Source organism: Bacillus sp. AF23, assembly GCF_020861455.1.
GTDB classification, from domain to species: Bacteria; Bacillota; Bacilli; order Bacillales; family Bacillaceae; genus Bacillus; species Bacillus halotolerans.
Genome location: NZ_JAJHVY010000029.1, coordinates 1 through 18,181, shown reverse-complemented (window position 1 = coordinate 18,181; position 18,181 = coordinate 1). Strand labels below are relative to the sequence as shown.

Here is an 18,181-nt window from a genome sequence, read left to right as displayed (position 1 = left end):
ATCGCTTAAAGTGAAGAAAGGAGTGACCTAGATGATTACGAAAACTAGCAAAAATGCTGCTCGTCTTAAAAGACACGCTCGTGTTCGCGCTAAACTTTCTGGTACTGCTGAAAGACCGCGTCTTAACGTTTTCCGTTCAAACAAGCACATTTACGCTCAAATCATCGATGATGTAAATGGTGTAACACTTGCTAGTGCATCTACTCTCGATAAAGACTTGAACGTTGAAAGCACTGGAGATACTTCAGCTGCTGCTAAAGTTGGAGAATTAGTTGCAAAACGCGCTGCTGAAAAAGGCGTTTCTGACGTAGTATTTGACCGTGGCGGATACTTATACCATGGACGTGTAAAAGCTTTGGCTGATGCCGCTCGTGAAGCTGGACTTAAATTTTAATAAAAGAAGGAGGGACACATGATTATGCGTCGTATTGACCCAAGCAAATTAGAGTTAGAAGAACGCTTAGTTACGGTTAACCGCGTAGCGAAAGTTGTTAAAGGTGGTCGTCGTTTCCGCTTCGCAGCTCTAGTCGTTGTCGGTGACAAAAACGGACACGTAGGATTCGGTACTGGTAAAGCACAAGAAGTACCAGAAGCGATCCGCAAAGCTGTTGAAGATGCGAAAAAGAATTTAATTGAAGTACCAATGGTTGGAACTACAATTCCACATGAAATCATCGGACGTTTCGGTGCAGGTAACATCTTGTTAAAACCTGCTTCTGAAGGTACTGGAGTTATCGCTGGAGGCCCTGTACGTGCGGTACTTGAGCTTGCTGGTGTAGCTGACATCCTTTCTAAGTCTTTAGGTTCTAACACACCGATCAACATGATTCGTGCAACACTTCAAGGCTTAAGTGAACTTAAGCGTGCTGAAGAGGTTGCGAAGCTTCGTGGAAAATCTGTAGAAGAACTGTTAGGATAAGGAGGGAATATTAATGGCTAAATTAGAAATTACCCTCAAACGAAGTGTAATCGGTCGCCCGGAAGATCAACGCGTTACTGTGAGAACACTTGGTTTAAAGAAAACAAACCAAACTGTTGTTCATGAAGACAACGCTGCGATTCGTGGTATGATTAATAAAGTATCTCATTTAGTTTCTGTTAAAGAACAATAAAAATAATTGATCGGATAAGGAGGTGTCCTAATGAAACTTCATGAATTAAAACCTTCAGAAGGTTCACGCAAAACGCGTAATCGCGTAGGTCGTGGTATTGGTTCTGGCAACGGTAAAACAGCTGGTAAAGGTCACAAAGGTCAAAACGCTCGTTCTGGCGGCGGTGTACGCCCAGGGTTCGAGGGGGGACAAATGCCTTTATTCCAACGTCTTCCTAAACGCGGTTTTACTAACATTAACCGTAAGGAATACGCTGTAGTCAACCTAGACAAATTGAACGGTTTTGCAGAAGGAACGGAAGTCACTCCTGAACTTCTTCTTGAGACTGGTGTTATAAGCAAACTTAATGCAGGAGTAAAGATTCTTGGCAACGGTAAATTAGAGAAAAAATTAACTGTAAAAGCCAATAAATTCTCTGCTTCTGCGAAAGAAGCTGTTGAAGCTGCTGGCGGTACAGCTGAGGTGATCTAACTTGTTTAAAACAATCTCCAACTTTATGCGTGTGAGTGATATCCGGAATAAAATCATATTCACTTTACTCATGCTTATCGTCTTTCGCATAGGTGCGTTTATTCCTGTGCCGTATGTTAACGCTGATGTGTTACAGGCACAGTCTCAAATGGGAGTATTTGATCTTCTTAATACATTTGGCGGCGGTGCGCTTTACCAATTCTCTATTTTCGCAATGGGGATTACTCCTTACATCACAGCTTCAATCATCATCCAGCTGCTTCAGATGGATGTTGTGCCGAAGTTTACTGAGTGGTCTAAGCAGGGTGAAGTCGGCCGCCGTAAATTGGCTCAGTTCACAAGATACTTTACGATTGTCCTTGGATTTATCCAAGCGTTGGGTATGTCATACGGATTTAACAATTTGGCTAACGGATTGCTGATTGAAAAATCCGGCGTATCCACATATCTGATCATCGCTTTAGTACTCACTGGCGGAACTGCCTTTTTAATGTGGCTTGGAGAACAAATCACATCTCATGGAGTAGGCAACGGAATATCGATCATTATCTTCGCGGGGATTGTGTCTAGTATTCCGAAAACGGTTGGACAAATATATGAGACTCAATTTGTCGGCAGCAACGATCAGCTGTTTATTCATATTGTGAAAGTCGCTCTTCTTGTGATTGCGATTTTAGCAGTTATTGTTGGAGTTATTTTCATTCAGCAAGCTGTACGGAAAATTGCGATTCAATATGCTAAAGGCACAGGTCGTTCACCTGCTGGCGGAGGTCAGTCTACTCACCTTCCATTGAAAGTGAATCCAGCCGGTGTTATTCCAGTAATCTTTGCGGTTGCGTTTTTAATAACACCGCGTACGATCGCGTCATTCTTTGGAACAAACGATGTGACAAAGTGGATTCAAGCCAACTTTGACAATACACATCCGGTGGGGATGACTATATATGTTGCGTTAATTATTGCCTTTACGTACTTTTATGCTTTTGTCCAGGTTAATCCTGAACAAATGGCTGATAACCTTAAAAAACAGGGTGGCTATATCCCGGGGGTTCGTCCAGGGAAAATGACTCAAGATAGAATTACGAGCATTTTGTATCGACTTACGTTTGTGGGTGCTGTATTCTTAGCCGTGATTTCCATTCTTCCTATCTTTTTCATTCAATTCGCTGGATTGCCTCAAAGTGCACAAATTGGCGGAACATCTTTGTTAATTGTTGTCGGGGTAGCCTTGGAGACAATGAAACAACTAGAAAGCCAGTTGGTGAAACGAAACTACCGTGGATTTATGAAAAACTAGAGGAAATGGATTTATCCATTCCCTCTTAATTAAGAGAGGACGGGGGAAATCCGAATGAACTTAGTCTTAATGGGGCTTCCTGGTGCCGGTAAAGGTACACAGGGCGAACGAATTGTTGAGGATTATGGAATACCTCACATCTCAACAGGAGATATGTTCCGTGCTGCTATGAAAGAGGAAACATCACTCGGACTCGAAGCAAAATCTTATATTGATAAGGGTGAGCTCGTACCTGATGAAGTCACAATTGGAATTGTCAAAGAAAGACTTGGCAAAGATGATTGTGAAAGAGGTTTTCTTCTGGACGGATTTCCGCGAACAGTCGCTCAAGCCGAAGCTCTTGAAGAAATTCTTGAAGAATACGGCAAGCCGATTGATTATGTCATTAACATTAAAGTTGATAAAGATTCTTTAATGGAACGTCTGACTGGACGCAGAATTTGCAGTGTTTGCGGCACAACCTATCATTTAGTCTTTAATCCGCCGAAAACGCCGGGTGTTTGTGATAAAGACGGAGGCGAACTCTATCAACGGGCAGATGATAATGAGGAAACAGTCTCTAAACGGCTTGAGGTAAACATGAAGCAGACTCAGCCTTTACTCGATTTCTATTCTGAGAAAGGTTATCTTGTAAACGTGAATGGCCAGCAGGACATTCAAGATGTTTATGCAGATGTGAAGGATCTTCTTGGAGGATTAAAAAAATGATTATCTGTAAAACCCCACGTGAACTTGGTATCATGCGGGAAGCAGGGCGAATCGTGGCTTTGACTCACGAAGAGTTAAAAAAGCACATTAAACCAGGAATCTCGACAAAAGAATTGGATCAAATTGCCGAACGTTTTATTAAGAAGCAGGGTGCAATCCCATCTTTTAAGGGGTATAATGGGTTTCGCGGGAGCATTTGCGTATCAGTGAATGAAGAGCTCGTTCACGGCATTCCTGGCAGCAGGGTGCTGCGTGACGGTGACATCATCAGTATTGATATCGGTGCTAAATTAAATGGTTATCATGGTGACTCTGCATGGACATATCCGGTAGGAAACATCAGTGATGATGATAAAAAACTTCTGGAAGTGACAGAGGAATCTTTATATAAAGGCTTGCAGGAAGCAAAACCAGGTGAACGTTTGTCGAATATTTCCCACGCAATACAAACGTATGTCGAAAATGAGCAGTTTTCAGTTGTTAGGGAGTATGTCGGACATGGTGTTGGTCAAGACTTGCATGAGGACCCGCAAATTCCTCATTACGGTCCGCCGAACAAAGGACCACGACTCAAACCTGGCATGGTTCTCGCTATTGAACCTATGGTGAACGCTGGCAGCCGCTATGTGAAAACTTTGGCTGATAACTGGACGGTTGTAACGGTAGATGGGAAAAAGTGTGCTCATTTTGAACATACAATTGCGATTACGGAAACGGGTTTTGATATACTGACAAAAGTCTAGATGATGACTTAATTCCGAAGGCAGATGTAATTCCGGCTTGATAGGGCAGAAAGTTCGGTTTAACATTGGCAGGAGCGAATTCATCTTGCCGTTGTCGGTGGAATTGTAATCATCATGTACTAATAGCAGACGGAGAAAAGCGTACATTTCATTCTCCTAAGAAATAGAATATCAATCATTTAACCCTTTATGATTGCGTATCTCCGGAAGTTCAGAACAGTATAAACGAAACAGGGCGTGTGACAAACGGAAAACTGAGATTTTCTCTTTTGAAATTTGTCAGAAAGCAAGTTACTGATTTGAAGAAGGGAGAACACTTGAATGGCGAAAGACGATGTAATTGAAGTGGAAGGTACGATAGTCGAAACATTGCCAAACGCGATGTTCAAAGTTGAACTCGAAAATGGACACACTGTTTTGGCTCACGTATCTGGTAAAATCCGCATGCACTTCATTCGCATTTTACCTGGAGACAAAGTTACGGTAGAATTATCTCCATATGACTTAACTCGTGGCAGGATTACGTACCGTTACAAATAAAGCACTCCGGAAACTGAAGGAGGTTGGAAACACATGAAAGTGAGACCATCAGTTAAACCAATCTGTGAAAAATGCAAAGTTATTCGCAGAAAAGGAAAAGTAATGGTGATCTGTGAAAATCCAAAGCATAAACAAAAACAAGGATAATTTATAAGGAGGTGCCCAGAGAATGGCTCGTATTGCTGGTGTAGATATCCCACGTGACAAACGTGTTGTTATTTCTTTAACATATGTCTTCGGAATTGGCCGCACAACGGCTCAGCAAGTCTTGAAAGAGGCTGGTGTTTCAGAAGATACTCGTGTGCGTGATCTTACTGAAGAAGAACTTGGTAAAATCCGTGATGTTATTGACAAACTGAAAGTAGAAGGTGACCTTCGCCGTGAAGTTTCTCTTAACATTAAGCGTCTGATCGAAATCGGAAGCTACCGCGGAATCCGTCATCGCAGAGGTTTGCCTGTTCGCGGACAAAACTCTAAAAACAATGCGCGTACTCGTAAAGGTCCGCGTCGTACTGTAGCTAACAAGAAAAAATAAGTAAGGGAGGTACCTAAACAATGGCTGCTGCTCGTAAATCTAACACGCGTAAACGTCGCGTGAAAAAGAATATTGAGTCTGGAATTGCTCATATTCGTTCAACTTTCAATAACACGATCGTTACGATCACTGACACTCATGGTAATGCTCTTTCTTGGTCTAGTGCCGGAGCTCTAGGATTCAGAGGTTCTCGTAAATCTACTCCTTTTGCTGCACAAATGGCTGCAGAAACAGCTGCTAAAGGTTCAATCGAACATGGACTTAAAACTCTTGAGGTTACTGTAAAAGGCCCTGGTTCAGGTCGTGAAGCTGCTATCCGTGCGCTTCAAGCTGCTGGATTAGAAGTCACTGCTATCAGAGACGTAACTCCTGTTCCTCATAACGGATGCCGTCCACCAAAACGTCGCCGCGTGTAATTTGTTTGTATAGATTTTGTGTCCCTGTCAATAATGGGTTATGATACAGTTATTTATTAAACGAATGCACCGACTCGTTGCCTGAGCACATACGGGACTAAACAATGGGGAATTTCGGATGGAATCTCATATGATTCTATTCGAGGTTTCGACGTTTTGAAGGAGGGTTTTAAGTAATGATCGAGATTGAAAAACCAAAAATCGAAACGGTTGAAATCAGCGACGATGCCAAATTTGGTAAGTTTGTCGTAGAGCCACTTGAGCGTGGATATGGTACAACTCTGGGTAACTCCTTACGTCGTATCCTCTTATCCTCACTCCCTGGTGCCGCTGTAACATCAATCCAGATAGATGGTGTACTGCACGAATTCTCGACAATTGAAGGCGTTGTGGAAGATGTTACAACGATTATCTTAAACATTAAAAAGCTTGCATTGAAAATCTACTCTGATGAAGAGAAGACGCTAGAAATTGATGTACAGGGTAATGGAACTGTAACAGCAGCTGATATTACACACGATAGTGATGTAGAGATCTTAAATCCTGATCTTCATATCGCGACTCTTGGTGAGAATGCGAGTTTCCGAGTTCGCCTTACTGCTCAAAGAGGACGTGGGTATACGCCTGCTGACGCAAACAAAAGAGACGATCAGCCTATCGGCGTGATTCCGATCGATTCAATCTATACGCCAGTTTCTCGTGTATCTTATCAAGTAGAGAACACTCGTGTAGGCCAGGTTGCAAACTATGACAAACTTACACTTGATGTTTGGACTGATGGAAGCACTGGACCTAAAGAAGCGATTGCGCTGGGTTCAAAGATTTTAACTGAACACCTTAATATATTCGTTGGTTTAACTGACGAAGCTCAGCATGCTGAAATCATGGTTGAAAAAGAAGAAGATCAAAAAGAGAAAGTTCTTGAAATGACGATTGAAGAATTGGATCTTTCTGTTCGTTCTTACAACTGCTTAAAGCGTGCGGGTATCAACACGGTTCAAGAGCTTGCGAACAAGACGGAAGAAGATATGATGAAAGTTCGTAATCTAGGACGTAAATCACTTGAAGAAGTGAAAGCGAAACTAGAAGAACTTGGACTCGGACTTCGCAAAGACGATTGACTAGTTTCCCTTGTGAACTAGGATTTTCGTGTGTTTATAATTCAGAAAAAGCATTCCAATAAAGGAGGGGACATCACATGTCATACAGAAAACTAGGACGTACGAGTGCACAGCGTAAGGCTATGCTTCGTGATCTTACAACTGATTTGATCATCAACGAAAGAATCGAAACAACTGAAACACGTGCGAAAGAACTTCGCTCTGTAGTTGAAAAAATGATCACGCTTGGCAAACGCGGTGATCTTCACGCTCGCCGTCAAGCTGCTGCATACATCCGCAACGAGGTTGCTAACGAAGAAAATAACCAAGATGCACTTCAAAAATTATTCTCTGACATTGCAACTCGTTACGAGGAGCGCCAAGGTGGATACACACGTATTATGAAGCTTGGTCCTCGCCGTGGTGACGGAGCACCAATGGCAATTATCGAATTGGTTTAATCACATATTTTTGTGTATCTAAAGAAGGGCGGGACAGTTTCTAACTGGATCTATGCCCTTTTTTTAGATACTGCAACTTTTTCAATAGAGAGACAAGCAGAGTATGAGCTGAGAGGAGGCCGGTTGTCCGTGAATCAAAATCAGTTGATATCGGTAGAGGATATCGTTTTTCGATATCGGAAAGACGCAGAAAGACGAGCACTAGATAGCGTCTCCCTGCAGGTGTATGAGGGTGAATGGCTTGCAATTGTGGGTCATAACGGTTCAGGGAAATCAACACTGGCCCGGGCATTGAATGGTTTAATCCTTCCTGAATCAGGCGACATAAAGGTTGCTGGAATTCAACTGACAGAGGAGTCAGTGTGGGAAGTGCGTAAGAAGATTGGAATGGTCTTTCAAAATCCGGATAACCAATTTGTCGGAACGACAGTTCGCGATGATGTGGCTTTTGGTTTAGAAAACAATGGTGTACCGCGGGAAGAAATGATTGAGAGAGTAGATTGGGCTGTCAAACAGGTCAACATGCAGGATTTTCTTGATCAAGAGCCGCACCATCTCTCCGGAGGCCAAAAGCAGAGAGTTGCGATAGCAGGGATTATTGCCGCACGTCCTGATATTATTATCTTAGATGAAGCAACATCCATGCTTGACCCGATCGGGCGAGAAGAAGTGCTTGAAACGGTAAGACATTTAAAAGAGCAAGGCATGGCAACTGTCATCTCGATTACACATGATCTGAATGAGGCAGCAAAAGCTGACAGAATCATTGTCATGAATGGCGGTAAGAAATATGCTGAGGGTACGCCTGAAGAAATTTTCAAATTGAATAAGGAACTTGTTCGAATCGGGCTTGATTTACCCTTCTCATTCCAGCTCAGCCAGCTCTTAAGAGAAAATGGACTGGCTTTGGAAGAAAATCATTTGACTCAGGAAGGGCTGGTGAACGAGCTATGGACATTACAATCAAAGATGTAGAGCATCGCTATCAGATAAAGACGCCGTTTGAGCGCCTTGCCCTGTATGATATCAATGCATCGATTAAGGAAGGCAGCTATGTGGCCGTAATAGGGCATACAGGCTCCGGTAAATCCACTCTTCTTCAGCACCTGAATGGTCTCCTGAAGCCTACAAAGGGGCATATTTCATTAGGCAGTACCGTTATACAGGCAGGAAAAAAGAATAAAGAGCTTAAATCTCTCCGAAAAAAAGTCGGAATCGTTTTCCAATTTCCCGAACATCAATTATTCGAAGAAACAGTTCTCAAAGATATTTCATTTGGACCGATGAACTTTGGTGTGAAAAAGGAAGACGCTGAACAAAAAGCGAGAGAGATGCTGAAGCTTGTAGGTTTATCTGAAGAGCTTCTGGACAGATCACCTTTTGAATTAAGCGGAGGACAAATGCGCAGGGTTGCAATTGCCGGGGTGCTTGCAATGGATCCTGAAGTGCTTGTTCTCGATGAGCCGACAGCAGGGCTGGATCCAAGAGGGCGAAAAGAGATCATGGATATGTTTTATGAGCTCCACCAACGGGGAAACCTGACGACAATTCTTGTCACCCACAGCATGGAAGATGCGGCTGCCTATGCTGATAAAATGATCGTGATGCATAAAGGAACTATCCAGGCATCAGGCAGTCCGCGAGACCTGTTCTCAAAAGGGGAAGAAATGGCCGGCTGGGGGCTGGATCTTCCAGAAACGATTAAATTCCAAAGACAGCTGGAAGCCGCACTTGGTGTCAAATTTAAAGAACCTCTGCTCACAATAGAAGATGCCGCTGCTGAAATCCGTGCTCTTTTTCAGGGGGGAAAAACCTTATGATGGACAGCATGATTATCGGCAAGTATGTACCGGGTTCTTCACTTGTGCACCGGCTTGACCCAAGAACAAAATTGGTTACGATCTTTTTGTTTGTCTGTATCGTTTTCCTGGCCAATAATGTGCAGACATATGCGCTGCTTGGTTTATTTACAGCAGGCGTTGTTTCCTTAACTAGAGTTCCTTTTTCCTTTTTGATGAAAGGGCTAAAGCCGATCATCTGGATTGTTCTTTTTACGTTCCTGCTTCATATTATCATGACACATGAAGGGCCAGTCATTTTTGAACTTGGCTTTTTCAAGATCTATGAGGGCGGTTTGGTACAAGGGATTTTTATTTCCCTTAGGTTCGTCTATCTGATTTTAATGACAACTCTATTAACGCTGACAACAACACCTATTGAGATTACCGATGGGATGGAACAGCTGCTCAACCCATTTAAAAAATTGAAGCTTCCTGTTCATGAGCTGGCTCTTATGATGTCGATCTCTTTACGGTTTATCCCAACCTTGATGGAGGAGACAGATAAGATTATGAAGGCTCAGATGGCGAGAGGCGTGGATTTTACAAGCGGACCGCTTAAAGACAGAGTGAAGGCAATTGTGCCGCTGCTAGTCCCACTCTTTGTCAGCGCGTTTAAGCGTGCTGAAGAGCTTGCGGTTGCAATGGAAGCAAGAGGCTATCAAGGCGGAGAGGGACGCACTAAATACAGAAAGCTTGTATGGACGGCAAAGGATACTTCTGTCATCGTCAGCTTGTTCATATTGGCTGCTCTGTTATTTTTCTTAAGGGCTTAGAGGTGCTTTATGAGACTGAAATGCACGATTTCTTATGACGGACATTTGTTTAAAGGATATCAAGTACAGCCGGGTAAAAGAACGGTTCAGGATGAGCTGGAGAAGGCGCTGGCTGTCCTGCATAAGTCAAAAGACAGAATTCCGGTCGTTTCCTCTGGAAGGACGGACAGCGGGGTTCATGCAGCCGGACAGGTGATTCATTTTGATACACCGCTCTCTATTCCGGCTGAGAGATGGCCATATGCTTTAAATGCACTGCTTCCGGACGATATTGCAGTCAAAACGGCAGAAATTGCGGATGATGGGTTCCATGCACGATTTAGCGCAGTTAAAAAGGAATATCGCTACTTTGTATACACGGAGAAATACCCGGACGTATTTAAACGGCATTACGCTTACCATTTTTCATATCGCCTCAATGTGCAGAACATGAGAGAAGCGGCAAAGCATCTTTTAGGAACACATGATTTTACAAGCTTTTGTGCGGCTAAAACGGAAGTGCAGGACAAAGTGAGAACGATTTACGAACTCGAGTGGACTGAGACTGATGGCGGCCTGCAAATGCGGATCACAGGCAGCGGCTTCCTATATAATATGGTCAGAATTATTGCGGGTACTTTGCTGGATGCAGGTATTGGAAAAATTTCTCCCGATGATGTGAAATCCATGCTGGAAGCGAAGAACCGCGAAGCAGCAGGGCGCACAGCACCGGGACACGGACTGTACTTATGGAACGTTTACTATGACAACTAAACCAGGTGTATAATATTTTCTTGACAGAGTCTGCATAAAGTTATAAGATATCATATGGTATGTATTTCAACCCCACGATAAGCCCCGGAACTTATTGTGTTGTGAAATAGAACGTAATCGAAGTTTATTGAAAATGACAGATCATTTAGGAGGGAAATTCAATGCGTACAACACCTATGGCTAACGCAAGTACTATTGAACGCAAGTGGTTAGTTGTTGATGCTGCTGGCAAGACTTTAGGCCGTCTTTCTTCAGAAGTTGCAGCTATCCTTCGCGGAAAACACAAACCAACTTACACACCACACGTTGATACTGGAGATCATGTGATCATCATCAACGCTGAAAAAATCGAGTTAACTGGTAAAAAGTTAACTGACAAAATCTACTACCGTCACACTCAACATCCAGGCGGATTAAAATCAAGAACTGCTCTTGAAATGCGTACAAACTACCCTGAGAAAATGCTTGAGCTTGCTATCAAAGGCATGCTTCCAAAAGGTTCTCTAGGTCGTCAAATGTTCAAAAAATTGAACGTATACCGTGGTTCTGAGCATCCACATGAAGCACAAAAACCTGAAGTTTACGAACTTCGCGGTTAATTAAAAAGGAGGTTACCAATTTGGCACAGGTTCAATATTACGGTACTGGCCGTCGTAAAAGTTCTGTAGCGCGTGTGCGCTTAGTTCCAGGAGAAGGTCGTATCGTCGTTAATAATCGTGAAATCAGCGAGCACATCCCATCTCCAGCTCTAATCGAAGATATCAAACAACCATTAACTTTGACTGAAACAGCTGGCACTTATGATGTTTTAGTAAACGTACATGGAGGCGGCTTATCTGGTCAAGCTGGAGCAATCCGTCATGGTATCGCTCGTGCTTTGCTTGAAGCAGATCCAGAATACCGTGCAACACTTAAGCGTGCAGGTCTTCTGACTCGTGACGCTCGTATGAAAGAACGTAAAAAATACGGTCTTAAAGGCGCTCGTCGTGCACCTCAGTTCTCAAAACGTTAATTTTACGTTTCAAAGCTCTCAACCATGGGTTGGGGGCTTTTTTTATTTTCTTTTAAGAATTAAAGCAGAAGCGATTAAACAGGCATCCGTTTTTTGTTTTATAAAACGACCGTCTTTAAAAGCTGGTCTTTCCCACAAGGTTCCGAATAGCTTAAGCTTTTCAGGCTACCAGCCCAAAATGTGTCACCTTTCAAGTGCTTCAATGATCTATGTTGAGCCCCTGTAAACGAACAATGAATTTAAACCCTATGGTTGGTGTATCAACATCTTGATTAATAGTGCGCCTCTGCGTGCTGCATTCAAACGTCCTTTGCAAATGGCATACGCATTTATCGCTAAAATGGTTTGTTATCACAAATTGAAGGATTTTCAACTCGTTTTTGGAAACACGGAACCGTTCAAATACCAATTCGCATCGCAGAAAGAAACGTCTAGTGCTGAAGTGAGTCTTACATCAGTGTTCAAATGCCTTAGGGCAATGAAAAGCGTAAGGCCGGCATCAAGTGCTTTTCCATTAATTTGATTTGAAAAAGTGATATTATAATCATTAGCAATAAAATCACATATCTCCTTTGTTAATTTATTGCGGTTTTATGAATTTTTTTTGAATATGCAAAGGGAAAGCGGTATCAATCTAGAAATATTTGTTATACTCTAAACACTAAAGTAAGGAGAACGATTCATGAATGCGTTAGTAGATCATAATAGCAAAGCCTGGGATCAAAAAGTAGAGACAGGCAATGAATGGACTGTTGCTGTAGAGCGGCATGTCATTGAACAAGCGAAAAAAGGGAATTGGGATATAAGGTTAACCCCTATGAAAAGTGTGCCAAAGGATTGGTTTCCTCCTGTAAAAGGCCTGAAGGTGCTTTGTTTGGCTTCAGGAGGCGGACAGCAGGCCCCGGTTTTAGCGGCAGCCGGAGCGGAAGTCACCGTTTTAGATAACTCAGAACAGCAGCTGGGACAGGACAGAATGGTTGCTGATCGCGACGGCTTGACCATACGCACCGTGAAAGGAAGTATGGATGATCTCAGTCAATTTGAAGATGAATCATTTGATTTCATCGTACATCCGGTTTCCAATGTTTTTGTTGAAGATATCCTTCCGGTTTGGAAAGAAGCGAACCGCGTGCTGAAAAGAAATGGCGTTTTAATTTCAGGATTTGTTAATCCAGTTGTTTTTCTGTTTGACATTGAATTAGAAGAGCAGGGCGTTTTAAAAGTAAAGCACTCCATTCCATACGCCGACTCAGAAGACCTTCCACAACATAAGGTGAAAAAGCTGATTGAAAATAATGAAGCTCTGGAATTCGGGCACTCCTTAGAAGACCAAATTAAGGGACAGCTCGATGCCGGTTTTATTGTCACTGGTTTTTACGAAGATAAAGGCGGTTTTGTATTGGATCAATACATTAATACATATTCTGCAACAAGAAGCATTAAAGTATGAAGGCAGCGACCTATTAGAGGGAGCTGCCTTTTATTATTGTGCTGCCTCTGCTCTTGTGAACAAACGTACGTTCTTACCCCCGTGGAAAGCTGCTTTTTTTACACTCATTTTAATATGTTCAAGTTATCGACACCTTCATTTGGGCGAATTTCCAACCGAATTCGGGCATGGTTTCACCTCCCAAACCTCAAAATAACCGGTAAAAGGAGAGTGAATTTGTATGGCACAGGTACTGTCTTTTATAGATGTGAAACGCCAAAAGGATTTTGAATTAGAAAAAAACTTGCTCAAAGAACTCTCACTTAGACAAATCATTCAGTCTGTAAAGGCATGTCTTACTCCATTATTCCCATTTTTGCAGGATGAAAGGGACGTTATTACGGAAGGCTGTATTGATTTTGCGATAGAAGCCTATTTGTTAGGCGGGCGTTTCGGGGTTTTCGGGTATTATGGAGAATCTATGCAAAGTGTTAGTGCCCGCTCTGCAAGGGAAGAAGAAGAGCTTCGTATGGAGTTTTTTGAATATCTTTATCATTGGACACATGAGCAATACGCAACATTTGATAAAAACACAGTATATGAAGCAGCGCGAAAATTCATCAAAGACTGGTGGACAGAAGGGTTTGTCCAAAGAGAAAAACAATGTAAGCTTCGCATGCGTTAATCATATTTCCCGACCCTGTCCCATACTTATGTAATAACGGACAAGCGGGAGGGGAAGGGATGAGGAAAAAGCTTAAATGGCTCAGTTTTATGCTAGGCTTTATCGTATTACTGTTTCTATTCAAGTATCAATTCAGCAATAACGATTCTTGGAATCCGTGGAGTCTGCCTTTAAGCGGGAAAATTATTTATCTTGATCCAGGTCATGGCGGGCCGGATGGAGGGGCAGTGGGCGGCAAGCTGTTAGAGAAGGATATAACCCTGGAAGTGGCTTTCAGAGTCAGGGATTATCTTCAGGAACAAGGGGCCTTAGTGATTATGACTAGAGAAAGTGACACCGATCTAGCTCCTGAAGGGACAAGAGGCTATAGTAAACGAAAAGCGGAAGACTTAAGACAGCGAGTGAACTTAATTAACAATTCAGAGGCTGAGCTCTACCTTAGCATTCATCTTAATGCGATCCCGTCACAAAAATGGAGCGGAGCCCAAAGCTTTTATTACGGAAAATACGAGGAAAACGAGAAAATTGCAAAATACATTCAGGATGAGTTGAGAACAAACCTGGAGAATACAACCCGAAAAGCAAAGCGAATTCATGGTATTTACTTAATGCAAAACGTCACAAAACCAGGTGCGCTTGTGGAAGTCGGTTTTTTATCCAATCCTGGAGAAGCAAAGATGCTGGGGAAACCGAAATATCAGGACAAAGTGGCATCTTCCATATATAAAGGAATATTGAGATACTTTACAGAAAAAGGCGACCCTCCGGAGTAAAGGAGGGTTTTCTCATGGTTCTAAGCAAAAGACACCCGCTGTTTATGTATGATATAATAATGTTTGTAAACGAATACACAAAAGGGTGAGGTTCGATGATAAGAGAAGATGAAGTAAGAAAACTAGTCGGTGAAATGCGCGAACCTTTTCTTCAAAGACCTCTGGGAGAATTGGATGCCGTTAAGGAAGTAAAAATAAAGCCTGAAAAACGGCATGTCAGTGTAAAAGTGGCTCTTGCAAAAACCGGAACAGCAGAACAAATGCAGGTTCAGCAAGAAATCGTAAATGTCTTAAAAGGGGCAGGCGCTGAGACGGTAGGCCTTCGATTTGAAGAGCTGCCTGAAGAAACAGTTGCAAAATTTCGGGCGCCGTCAACAGAGAACAAAACATTGTTAAATATGGATAACCCGCCGGTTTTCCTTGCTGTAGCGAGCGGAAAAGGCGGAGTAGGCAAATCAACTGTGTCAGTGAACCTTGCTATTTCTCTGGCTAGGCTTGGGAAAAAGGTCGGTTTAATTGACGCGGATATCTACGGCTTTAGTGTGCCGGATATGATGGGCATTACAGTGCGTCCAACAATTGAAGGAGACAAACTGCTTCCTGTTGAACGCTTCGGTGTAAAGGTCATGTCGATGGGTTTCTTCGTTGAAGAAAATGCTCCTGTCGTCTGGAGAGGGCCAATGCTGGGCAAGATGCTCAACAACTTTTTCCACGAAGTAGAATGGGGAGAAGTAGACTATATCGTTCTCGATCTTCCGCCTGGAACAGGGGACGTCGCACTTGATGTACATACGATGCTTCCGAGCAGTAAAGAAATTATCGTATCAACGCCGCACCCGACTGCAGCCTTTGTTGCGGCCAGAGCGGGGTCTATGGCTATTAAAACAGATCATGAGGTCGTTGGCGTCATAGAGAACATGGCTTATTATGAAAGTGCAAAGACTGGGGAAAGAGAATATGTCTTTGGCAAAGGCGGCGGAGATAAACTTGCTGAGGAGCTTAAAGTGCCTTTGCTCGGCAGAATACCGTTAAAACAGCCTGATTGGGATAAAGACCAATTTGCTCCGTCTGTTTATGACGAAAGCCATCCAATCGGTGAAATATATCATGACATTGCAAAAAAAGTCGTTGAAAAAATGGAAGTGCAAATATAAAAAAGGCGAACCGGGATTTTTTGATCCCGGCTTCCCTTTACTCACCTTCTTTAGCGGTTTCTGCTGCTGCTTTTTTCAGTTCATCTTCGAACTGTTTTTTGTAAAGCGGACTAGAAAGTGTTTCGGTAATTACTTGTTCTAAATAACTGCGGAATTCTTGGCTTTTTGCCAGTTCGCTGTATTTTTTATTCATTCCCGGGTCCTGCATAACACTCATCAGCATTTTCTGGTAATCCGGATCCTTCATCAGCTTTTTAATTACTTTTTCATGTTCTGTTTGAAGGGTTTTAGCAAAGCTTTCCGCAAATTCAGTGTCTTCAAAGATGTTTTTCCAAAAATCCGCACCTTTTTTAGAGGTGAGTGTTTTTTCTATTGTTCCTTTAATGGCATCCTGATCAATCACCAGTGCTTCATTCATCGCATCATCGTTTAATAATTCCTTAATTGCTTTCTTTCCATCATCTGTTTTTAATATATCAACAACCATTTTTTTGGTCTGATCATAATCCATATCCGCTGCTTGGTCTTTTGGAGCGCAAGCTGTTACAGATAATATCAAAAAACAGCCCATCAATAGCATTTTGGCTTTTGACATGCTTAAGCTCCTTTCACATACTTATCTTACTTTTAATATGATTCATCCGGTTGGAATTATACATAACAAAATATCGTGATCTGCGATTTTTGAGGGGTTGAATAAAGAAATGAAAAGCCGTGGCTTAGTTCGTTTTTTCTTTTCTATTTTAGCTGTCGGAGCGGTTGTAACGAGTGTTGTGGGTTTTGCTTTAAAATGGGGGGGATATAAGGAGCTGTTTCTGAATTTTGAAGCGGGCCAGATTCTCTCTGTTTTATTTTGGTTTATCGGTGTCGGCATGATTTTTAGTGTCATCAGTCAAATGGGCTTTTTCGTGTTTTTAACAGTTCACCGGTTTGCACTCGAAATATTAAGATCTTCATCTTTATGGAATTTACTGCAGCTGTTTTTCATCCTGTTTGTCGCTTTTGATTTAATGTACGTGCGGTTTTTATTTTTCGGAGATAGAGGAGAGTCAATGGCTGGCTATGCTTGGCTGCCGTTATTTTTATTGATCTTCGGTTTGCTTACCGCGTATATAAAACAAAAGCAGTCCTCAAAGAAAACGTTTGTGTCATCTTTATTTTTAATGGTTGTGATCACTGCATTGGAATGGTTTCCTGCGCTCAGAGTAAATGATGAGGACTGGCTTTACTTAATGCTCTTTCCGTTAATGGCGTGTAATGCTTTTCAATTGCTGATGCTGCCGAAGTTTGCAGCGAAATAATTTATTTTACTTCGGCGGATTTAGCATCTGTGTTTGCAATGAGATCTCCCACGTTGACATTTTTTAAACCTTTTTCTCTCATATGATGGATAATCTCAGGCAGGGCCTCTTCTGTTTGTTTAGCTGAGTCTGAGGCGTGTAAAAGAATAATGTCTCCTCCTGAAACTTGACGGTTTACATTATCGACGATTTTTTCAACGCCTGGATTCGTCCAGTCATGGGAATTCACACTATAGTGAACGACTGTATAGTTATACTGCTTTGCGATTGATAGGACATTTTTATTGAACTGACCAGTAGGAGGTCTTAGGAGCCGTATGTCTTTGATTCCTAATTTTTCAAAGGCAGTCCTCGCACGGTTAATGTCCTTTTTCATTTCACTATCCTCTAGATTTGCATAGTTTTTATAAGCATAACCCATACTCCCTATTTGATGGCCGTCCTTTACAATTCGAGCCACCGTGTCCGGGTGGCGCTCGGCCCAAGAAGCGGAAAGGAAAAAGGTAGCGTTTTTGATACCGTTGGCTTTCAGGGTATTAAGAATAGGCTGGGCTTTTTCATCCCCCCAGCTGATATCAAAGGTAAGAGCAATGTCTTTTGAATCTGTTTCTCCTTTATAAATGGCTTTCGGTCCGCTATCAGTCGAAAATACAGGGAGCGGGACAGCTCTTTGGATATAAAAAAAGCTGGCTGCAGCAAATGCGGCGATAAGTATAATGATAAATTGTTTAACGCGTTTTATGTGCCACACATAGAAGTGATTCACTGATGATGCCTCCTTATCTTGTCCATCATTCTTGTGTTACATCTTATGTGCCTGGCCAAATGAATATAACTGATAAAAAGTCTCTTTAAAACTGATTAAATTAGTTATTGACCATTTGATAATATCCGTGTTATATTATTATTCGTCGCTGATGAACAGCTGACAACAAATAAAAGCTTCATTAACCCTTTTAAAAAAAGTGTTGACTTAAAAGAAGCTGAATGTTATAGTAATAAAGCTGCTTCGTTAAGCGGCATAAATGATCTTTGAAAACTAAACAAGACAAAACGTACCTGTTAATTCAAGTTTTA

At 42.2% G+C, this 18,181-nt stretch carries 26 protein-coding genes and 1 pseudogene; 25 read left to right on the top strand and 2 right to left on the bottom strand.

Going from position 1 to position 18,181, the window contains the following annotated elements:
- The first annotated feature begins 31 nt into the window (after positions 1 to 31).
- The 24 genes and pseudogenes from rplR (at position 32) to salA (ending at position 15,803) form a co-directional block, all read left to right on the top strand.
- Complete coding sequence (rplR, locus tag LNN34_RS15560; RefSeq protein WP_044153410.1) at positions 32 to 394, top strand: 50S ribosomal protein L18; 363 nt, start codon at positions 32 to 34, stop codon at positions 392 to 394.
- 24 nt (positions 395 to 418) lie between these two features.
- Entirely contained in the window at positions 419 to 919 is a 501-nt protein-coding gene (rpsE, locus tag LNN34_RS15555) for a 30S ribosomal protein S5 (protein WP_003156493.1), read from the top strand.
- 13 nt (positions 920 to 932) lie between these two features.
- Positions 933 to 1,112, top strand: coding sequence for a 50S ribosomal protein L30 (rpmD, locus tag LNN34_RS15550; RefSeq protein WP_003156497.1), 180 nt, complete (start codon positions 933 to 935; stop codon positions 1,110 to 1,112).
- Positions 1,113 to 1,142: 30 nt separating this feature from the next.
- Positions 1,143 to 1,583, top strand: a complete 441-nt coding sequence (gene rplO / locus LNN34_RS15545) for a 50S ribosomal protein L15 (RefSeq protein ID WP_003225819.1) — start codon at positions 1,143 to 1,145, stop codon at positions 1,581 to 1,583.
- A 1-nt stretch (position 1,584) separates the two neighbouring features.
- Positions 1,585 to 2,880 carry a preprotein translocase subunit SecY gene (gene secY / locus LNN34_RS15540; protein ID WP_059352665.1) on the top strand — a complete coding sequence of 432 codons (1,296 nt, stop codon included), beginning with the start codon at positions 1,585 to 1,587 and terminating at the stop codon, positions 2,878 to 2,880.
- A 54-nt stretch (positions 2,881 to 2,934) separates the two neighbouring features.
- A complete protein-coding gene (locus LNN34_RS15535; RefSeq protein ID WP_010332780.1) occupies positions 2,935 to 3,588 on the top strand; it encodes an adenylate kinase in 654 nt (217 codons plus the stop codon).
- Positions 3,585 to 4,331: a type I methionyl aminopeptidase gene (gene map, locus LNN34_RS15530; protein ID WP_044153406.1), complete on the top strand. Its 747-nt coding sequence runs from the start codon at positions 3,585 to 3,587 to the stop codon at positions 4,329 to 4,331. The genes LNN34_RS15535 and map overlap by 4 nt, the downstream gene beginning before the upstream one ends.
- Positions 4,332 to 4,438: 107 nt before the next feature.
- A pseudogene (locus LNN34_RS15525) lies at positions 4,439 to 4,675 on the top strand (RNA-binding protein); the annotation flags it as partial.
- Positions 4,653 to 4,871 carry a translation initiation factor IF-1 gene (infA, locus tag LNN34_RS15520; protein ID WP_003156508.1) on the top strand — a complete coding sequence of 73 codons (219 nt, stop codon included), beginning with the start codon at positions 4,653 to 4,655 and terminating at the stop codon, positions 4,869 to 4,871. The pseudogene LNN34_RS15525 and the gene infA, both read left to right, overlap by 23 nt.
- Positions 4,872 to 4,904: 33 nt before the next feature.
- A complete protein-coding gene (gene rpmJ / locus LNN34_RS15515; protein WP_003156543.1) occupies positions 4,905 to 5,018 on the top strand; it encodes a 50S ribosomal protein L36 in 114 nt (37 codons plus the stop codon).
- A gap of 22 nt (positions 5,019 to 5,040) precedes the next feature.
- Positions 5,041 to 5,406: a 30S ribosomal protein S13 gene (gene rpsM / locus LNN34_RS15510; protein ID WP_003156545.1), complete on the top strand. Its 366-nt coding sequence runs from the start codon at positions 5,041 to 5,043 to the stop codon at positions 5,404 to 5,406.
- Positions 5,407 to 5,426: 20 nt separating this feature from the next.
- Positions 5,427 to 5,822, top strand: coding sequence for a 30S ribosomal protein S11 (rpsK, locus tag LNN34_RS15505; RefSeq protein ID WP_010332782.1), 396 nt, complete (start codon positions 5,427 to 5,429; stop codon positions 5,820 to 5,822).
- A gap of 176 nt (positions 5,823 to 5,998) precedes the next feature.
- On the top strand, positions 5,999 to 6,943 hold the full coding sequence (locus LNN34_RS15500) for a DNA-directed RNA polymerase subunit alpha (protein WP_059291699.1): 945 nt from the start codon (positions 5,999 to 6,001) through the stop codon (positions 6,941 to 6,943).
- Between the two features lie 77 nt (positions 6,944 to 7,020).
- Positions 7,021 to 7,383 (top strand): 50S ribosomal protein L17, encoded by a 363-nt coding sequence (gene rplQ, locus LNN34_RS15495; RefSeq protein WP_003225836.1) that lies wholly within the window; start codon positions 7,021 to 7,023, stop codon positions 7,381 to 7,383.
- Between the two features lie 129 nt (positions 7,384 to 7,512).
- The gene (locus LNN34_RS15490; RefSeq protein ID WP_010332784.1) at positions 7,513 to 8,358 is read left to right on the top strand and encodes an energy-coupling factor ABC transporter ATP-binding protein; all 846 of its coding nucleotides are present in this window, start codon (positions 7,513 to 7,515) and stop codon (positions 8,356 to 8,358) included.
- A complete protein-coding gene (locus tag LNN34_RS15485) occupies positions 8,334 to 9,203 on the top strand; it encodes an energy-coupling factor ABC transporter ATP-binding protein (protein ID WP_217827255.1) in 870 nt (289 codons plus the stop codon). The genes LNN34_RS15490 and LNN34_RS15485 overlap by 25 nt, the downstream gene beginning before the upstream one ends.
- Positions 9,200 to 9,997, top strand: coding sequence for an energy-coupling factor transporter transmembrane component T family protein (locus tag LNN34_RS15480; RefSeq protein WP_059291701.1), 798 nt, complete (start codon positions 9,200 to 9,202; stop codon positions 9,995 to 9,997). The genes LNN34_RS15485 and LNN34_RS15480 overlap by 4 nt, the downstream gene beginning before the upstream one ends.
- Before the next feature lie 9 nt (positions 9,998 to 10,006).
- Positions 10,007 to 10,750 carry a tRNA pseudouridine(38-40) synthase TruA gene (gene truA, locus LNN34_RS15475; protein WP_229043779.1) on the top strand — a complete coding sequence of 248 codons (744 nt, stop codon included), beginning with the start codon at positions 10,007 to 10,009 and terminating at the stop codon, positions 10,748 to 10,750.
- 161 nt (positions 10,751 to 10,911) lie between these two features.
- Positions 10,912 to 11,349 (top strand): 50S ribosomal protein L13, encoded by a 438-nt coding sequence (gene rplM / locus LNN34_RS15470; protein ID WP_003241966.1) that lies wholly within the window; start codon positions 10,912 to 10,914, stop codon positions 11,347 to 11,349.
- Positions 11,350 to 11,369: 20 nt separating this feature from the next.
- Complete coding sequence (gene rpsI, locus LNN34_RS15465) at positions 11,370 to 11,762, top strand: 30S ribosomal protein S9 (protein ID WP_003225846.1); 393 nt, start codon at positions 11,370 to 11,372, stop codon at positions 11,760 to 11,762.
- A gap of 682 nt (positions 11,763 to 12,444) precedes the next feature.
- Positions 12,445 to 13,212, top strand: a complete 768-nt coding sequence (locus LNN34_RS15460; protein ID WP_229043777.1) for a class I SAM-dependent methyltransferase — start codon at positions 12,445 to 12,447, stop codon at positions 13,210 to 13,212.
- A gap of 220 nt (positions 13,213 to 13,432) precedes the next feature.
- Positions 13,433 to 13,876: a YbaK family protein gene (locus LNN34_RS15455; RefSeq protein ID WP_059336706.1), complete on the top strand. Its 444-nt coding sequence runs from the start codon at positions 13,433 to 13,435 to the stop codon at positions 13,874 to 13,876.
- A gap of 59 nt (positions 13,877 to 13,935) precedes the next feature.
- Positions 13,936 to 14,649, top strand: a complete 714-nt coding sequence (gene cwlD, locus LNN34_RS15450) for an N-acetylmuramoyl-L-alanine amidase CwlD (protein WP_044153395.1) — start codon at positions 13,936 to 13,938, stop codon at positions 14,647 to 14,649.
- A gap of 95 nt (positions 14,650 to 14,744) precedes the next feature.
- Positions 14,745 to 15,803, top strand: coding sequence for an iron-sulfur carrier protein/transcriptional regulator SalA (gene salA / locus LNN34_RS15445; protein WP_059291705.1), 1,059 nt, complete (start codon positions 14,745 to 14,747; stop codon positions 15,801 to 15,803).
- Positions 15,804 to 15,840: 37 nt separating this feature from the next.
- On the opposite strand, the gene gerD is transcribed toward salA, so the two are convergent.
- Positions 15,841 to 16,398, bottom strand: coding sequence for a spore germination lipoprotein GerD (gene gerD / locus LNN34_RS15440; protein ID WP_044153393.1), 558 nt, complete (start codon positions 16,396 to 16,398; stop codon positions 15,841 to 15,843).
- 109 nt (positions 16,399 to 16,507) lie between these two features.
- Here gerD and kbaA point away from each other — a divergent pair, with 109 nt between their 5' ends.
- Positions 16,508 to 17,104: a KinB-signaling pathway activation protein gene (kbaA, locus tag LNN34_RS15435; protein ID WP_229043775.1), complete on the top strand. Its 597-nt coding sequence runs from the start codon at positions 16,508 to 16,510 to the stop codon at positions 17,102 to 17,104.
- Position 17,105: 1 nt separating this feature from the next.
- Here kbaA and pdaB read toward each other — a convergent pair whose 3' ends face one another.
- Positions 17,106 to 17,870 carry a polysaccharide deacetylase family sporulation protein PdaB gene (pdaB, locus tag LNN34_RS15430; RefSeq protein ID WP_229043773.1) on the bottom strand — a complete coding sequence of 255 codons (765 nt, stop codon included), beginning with the start codon at positions 17,868 to 17,870 and terminating at the stop codon, positions 17,106 to 17,108.
- Positions 17,871 to 18,181 lie beyond the last annotated feature (311 nt).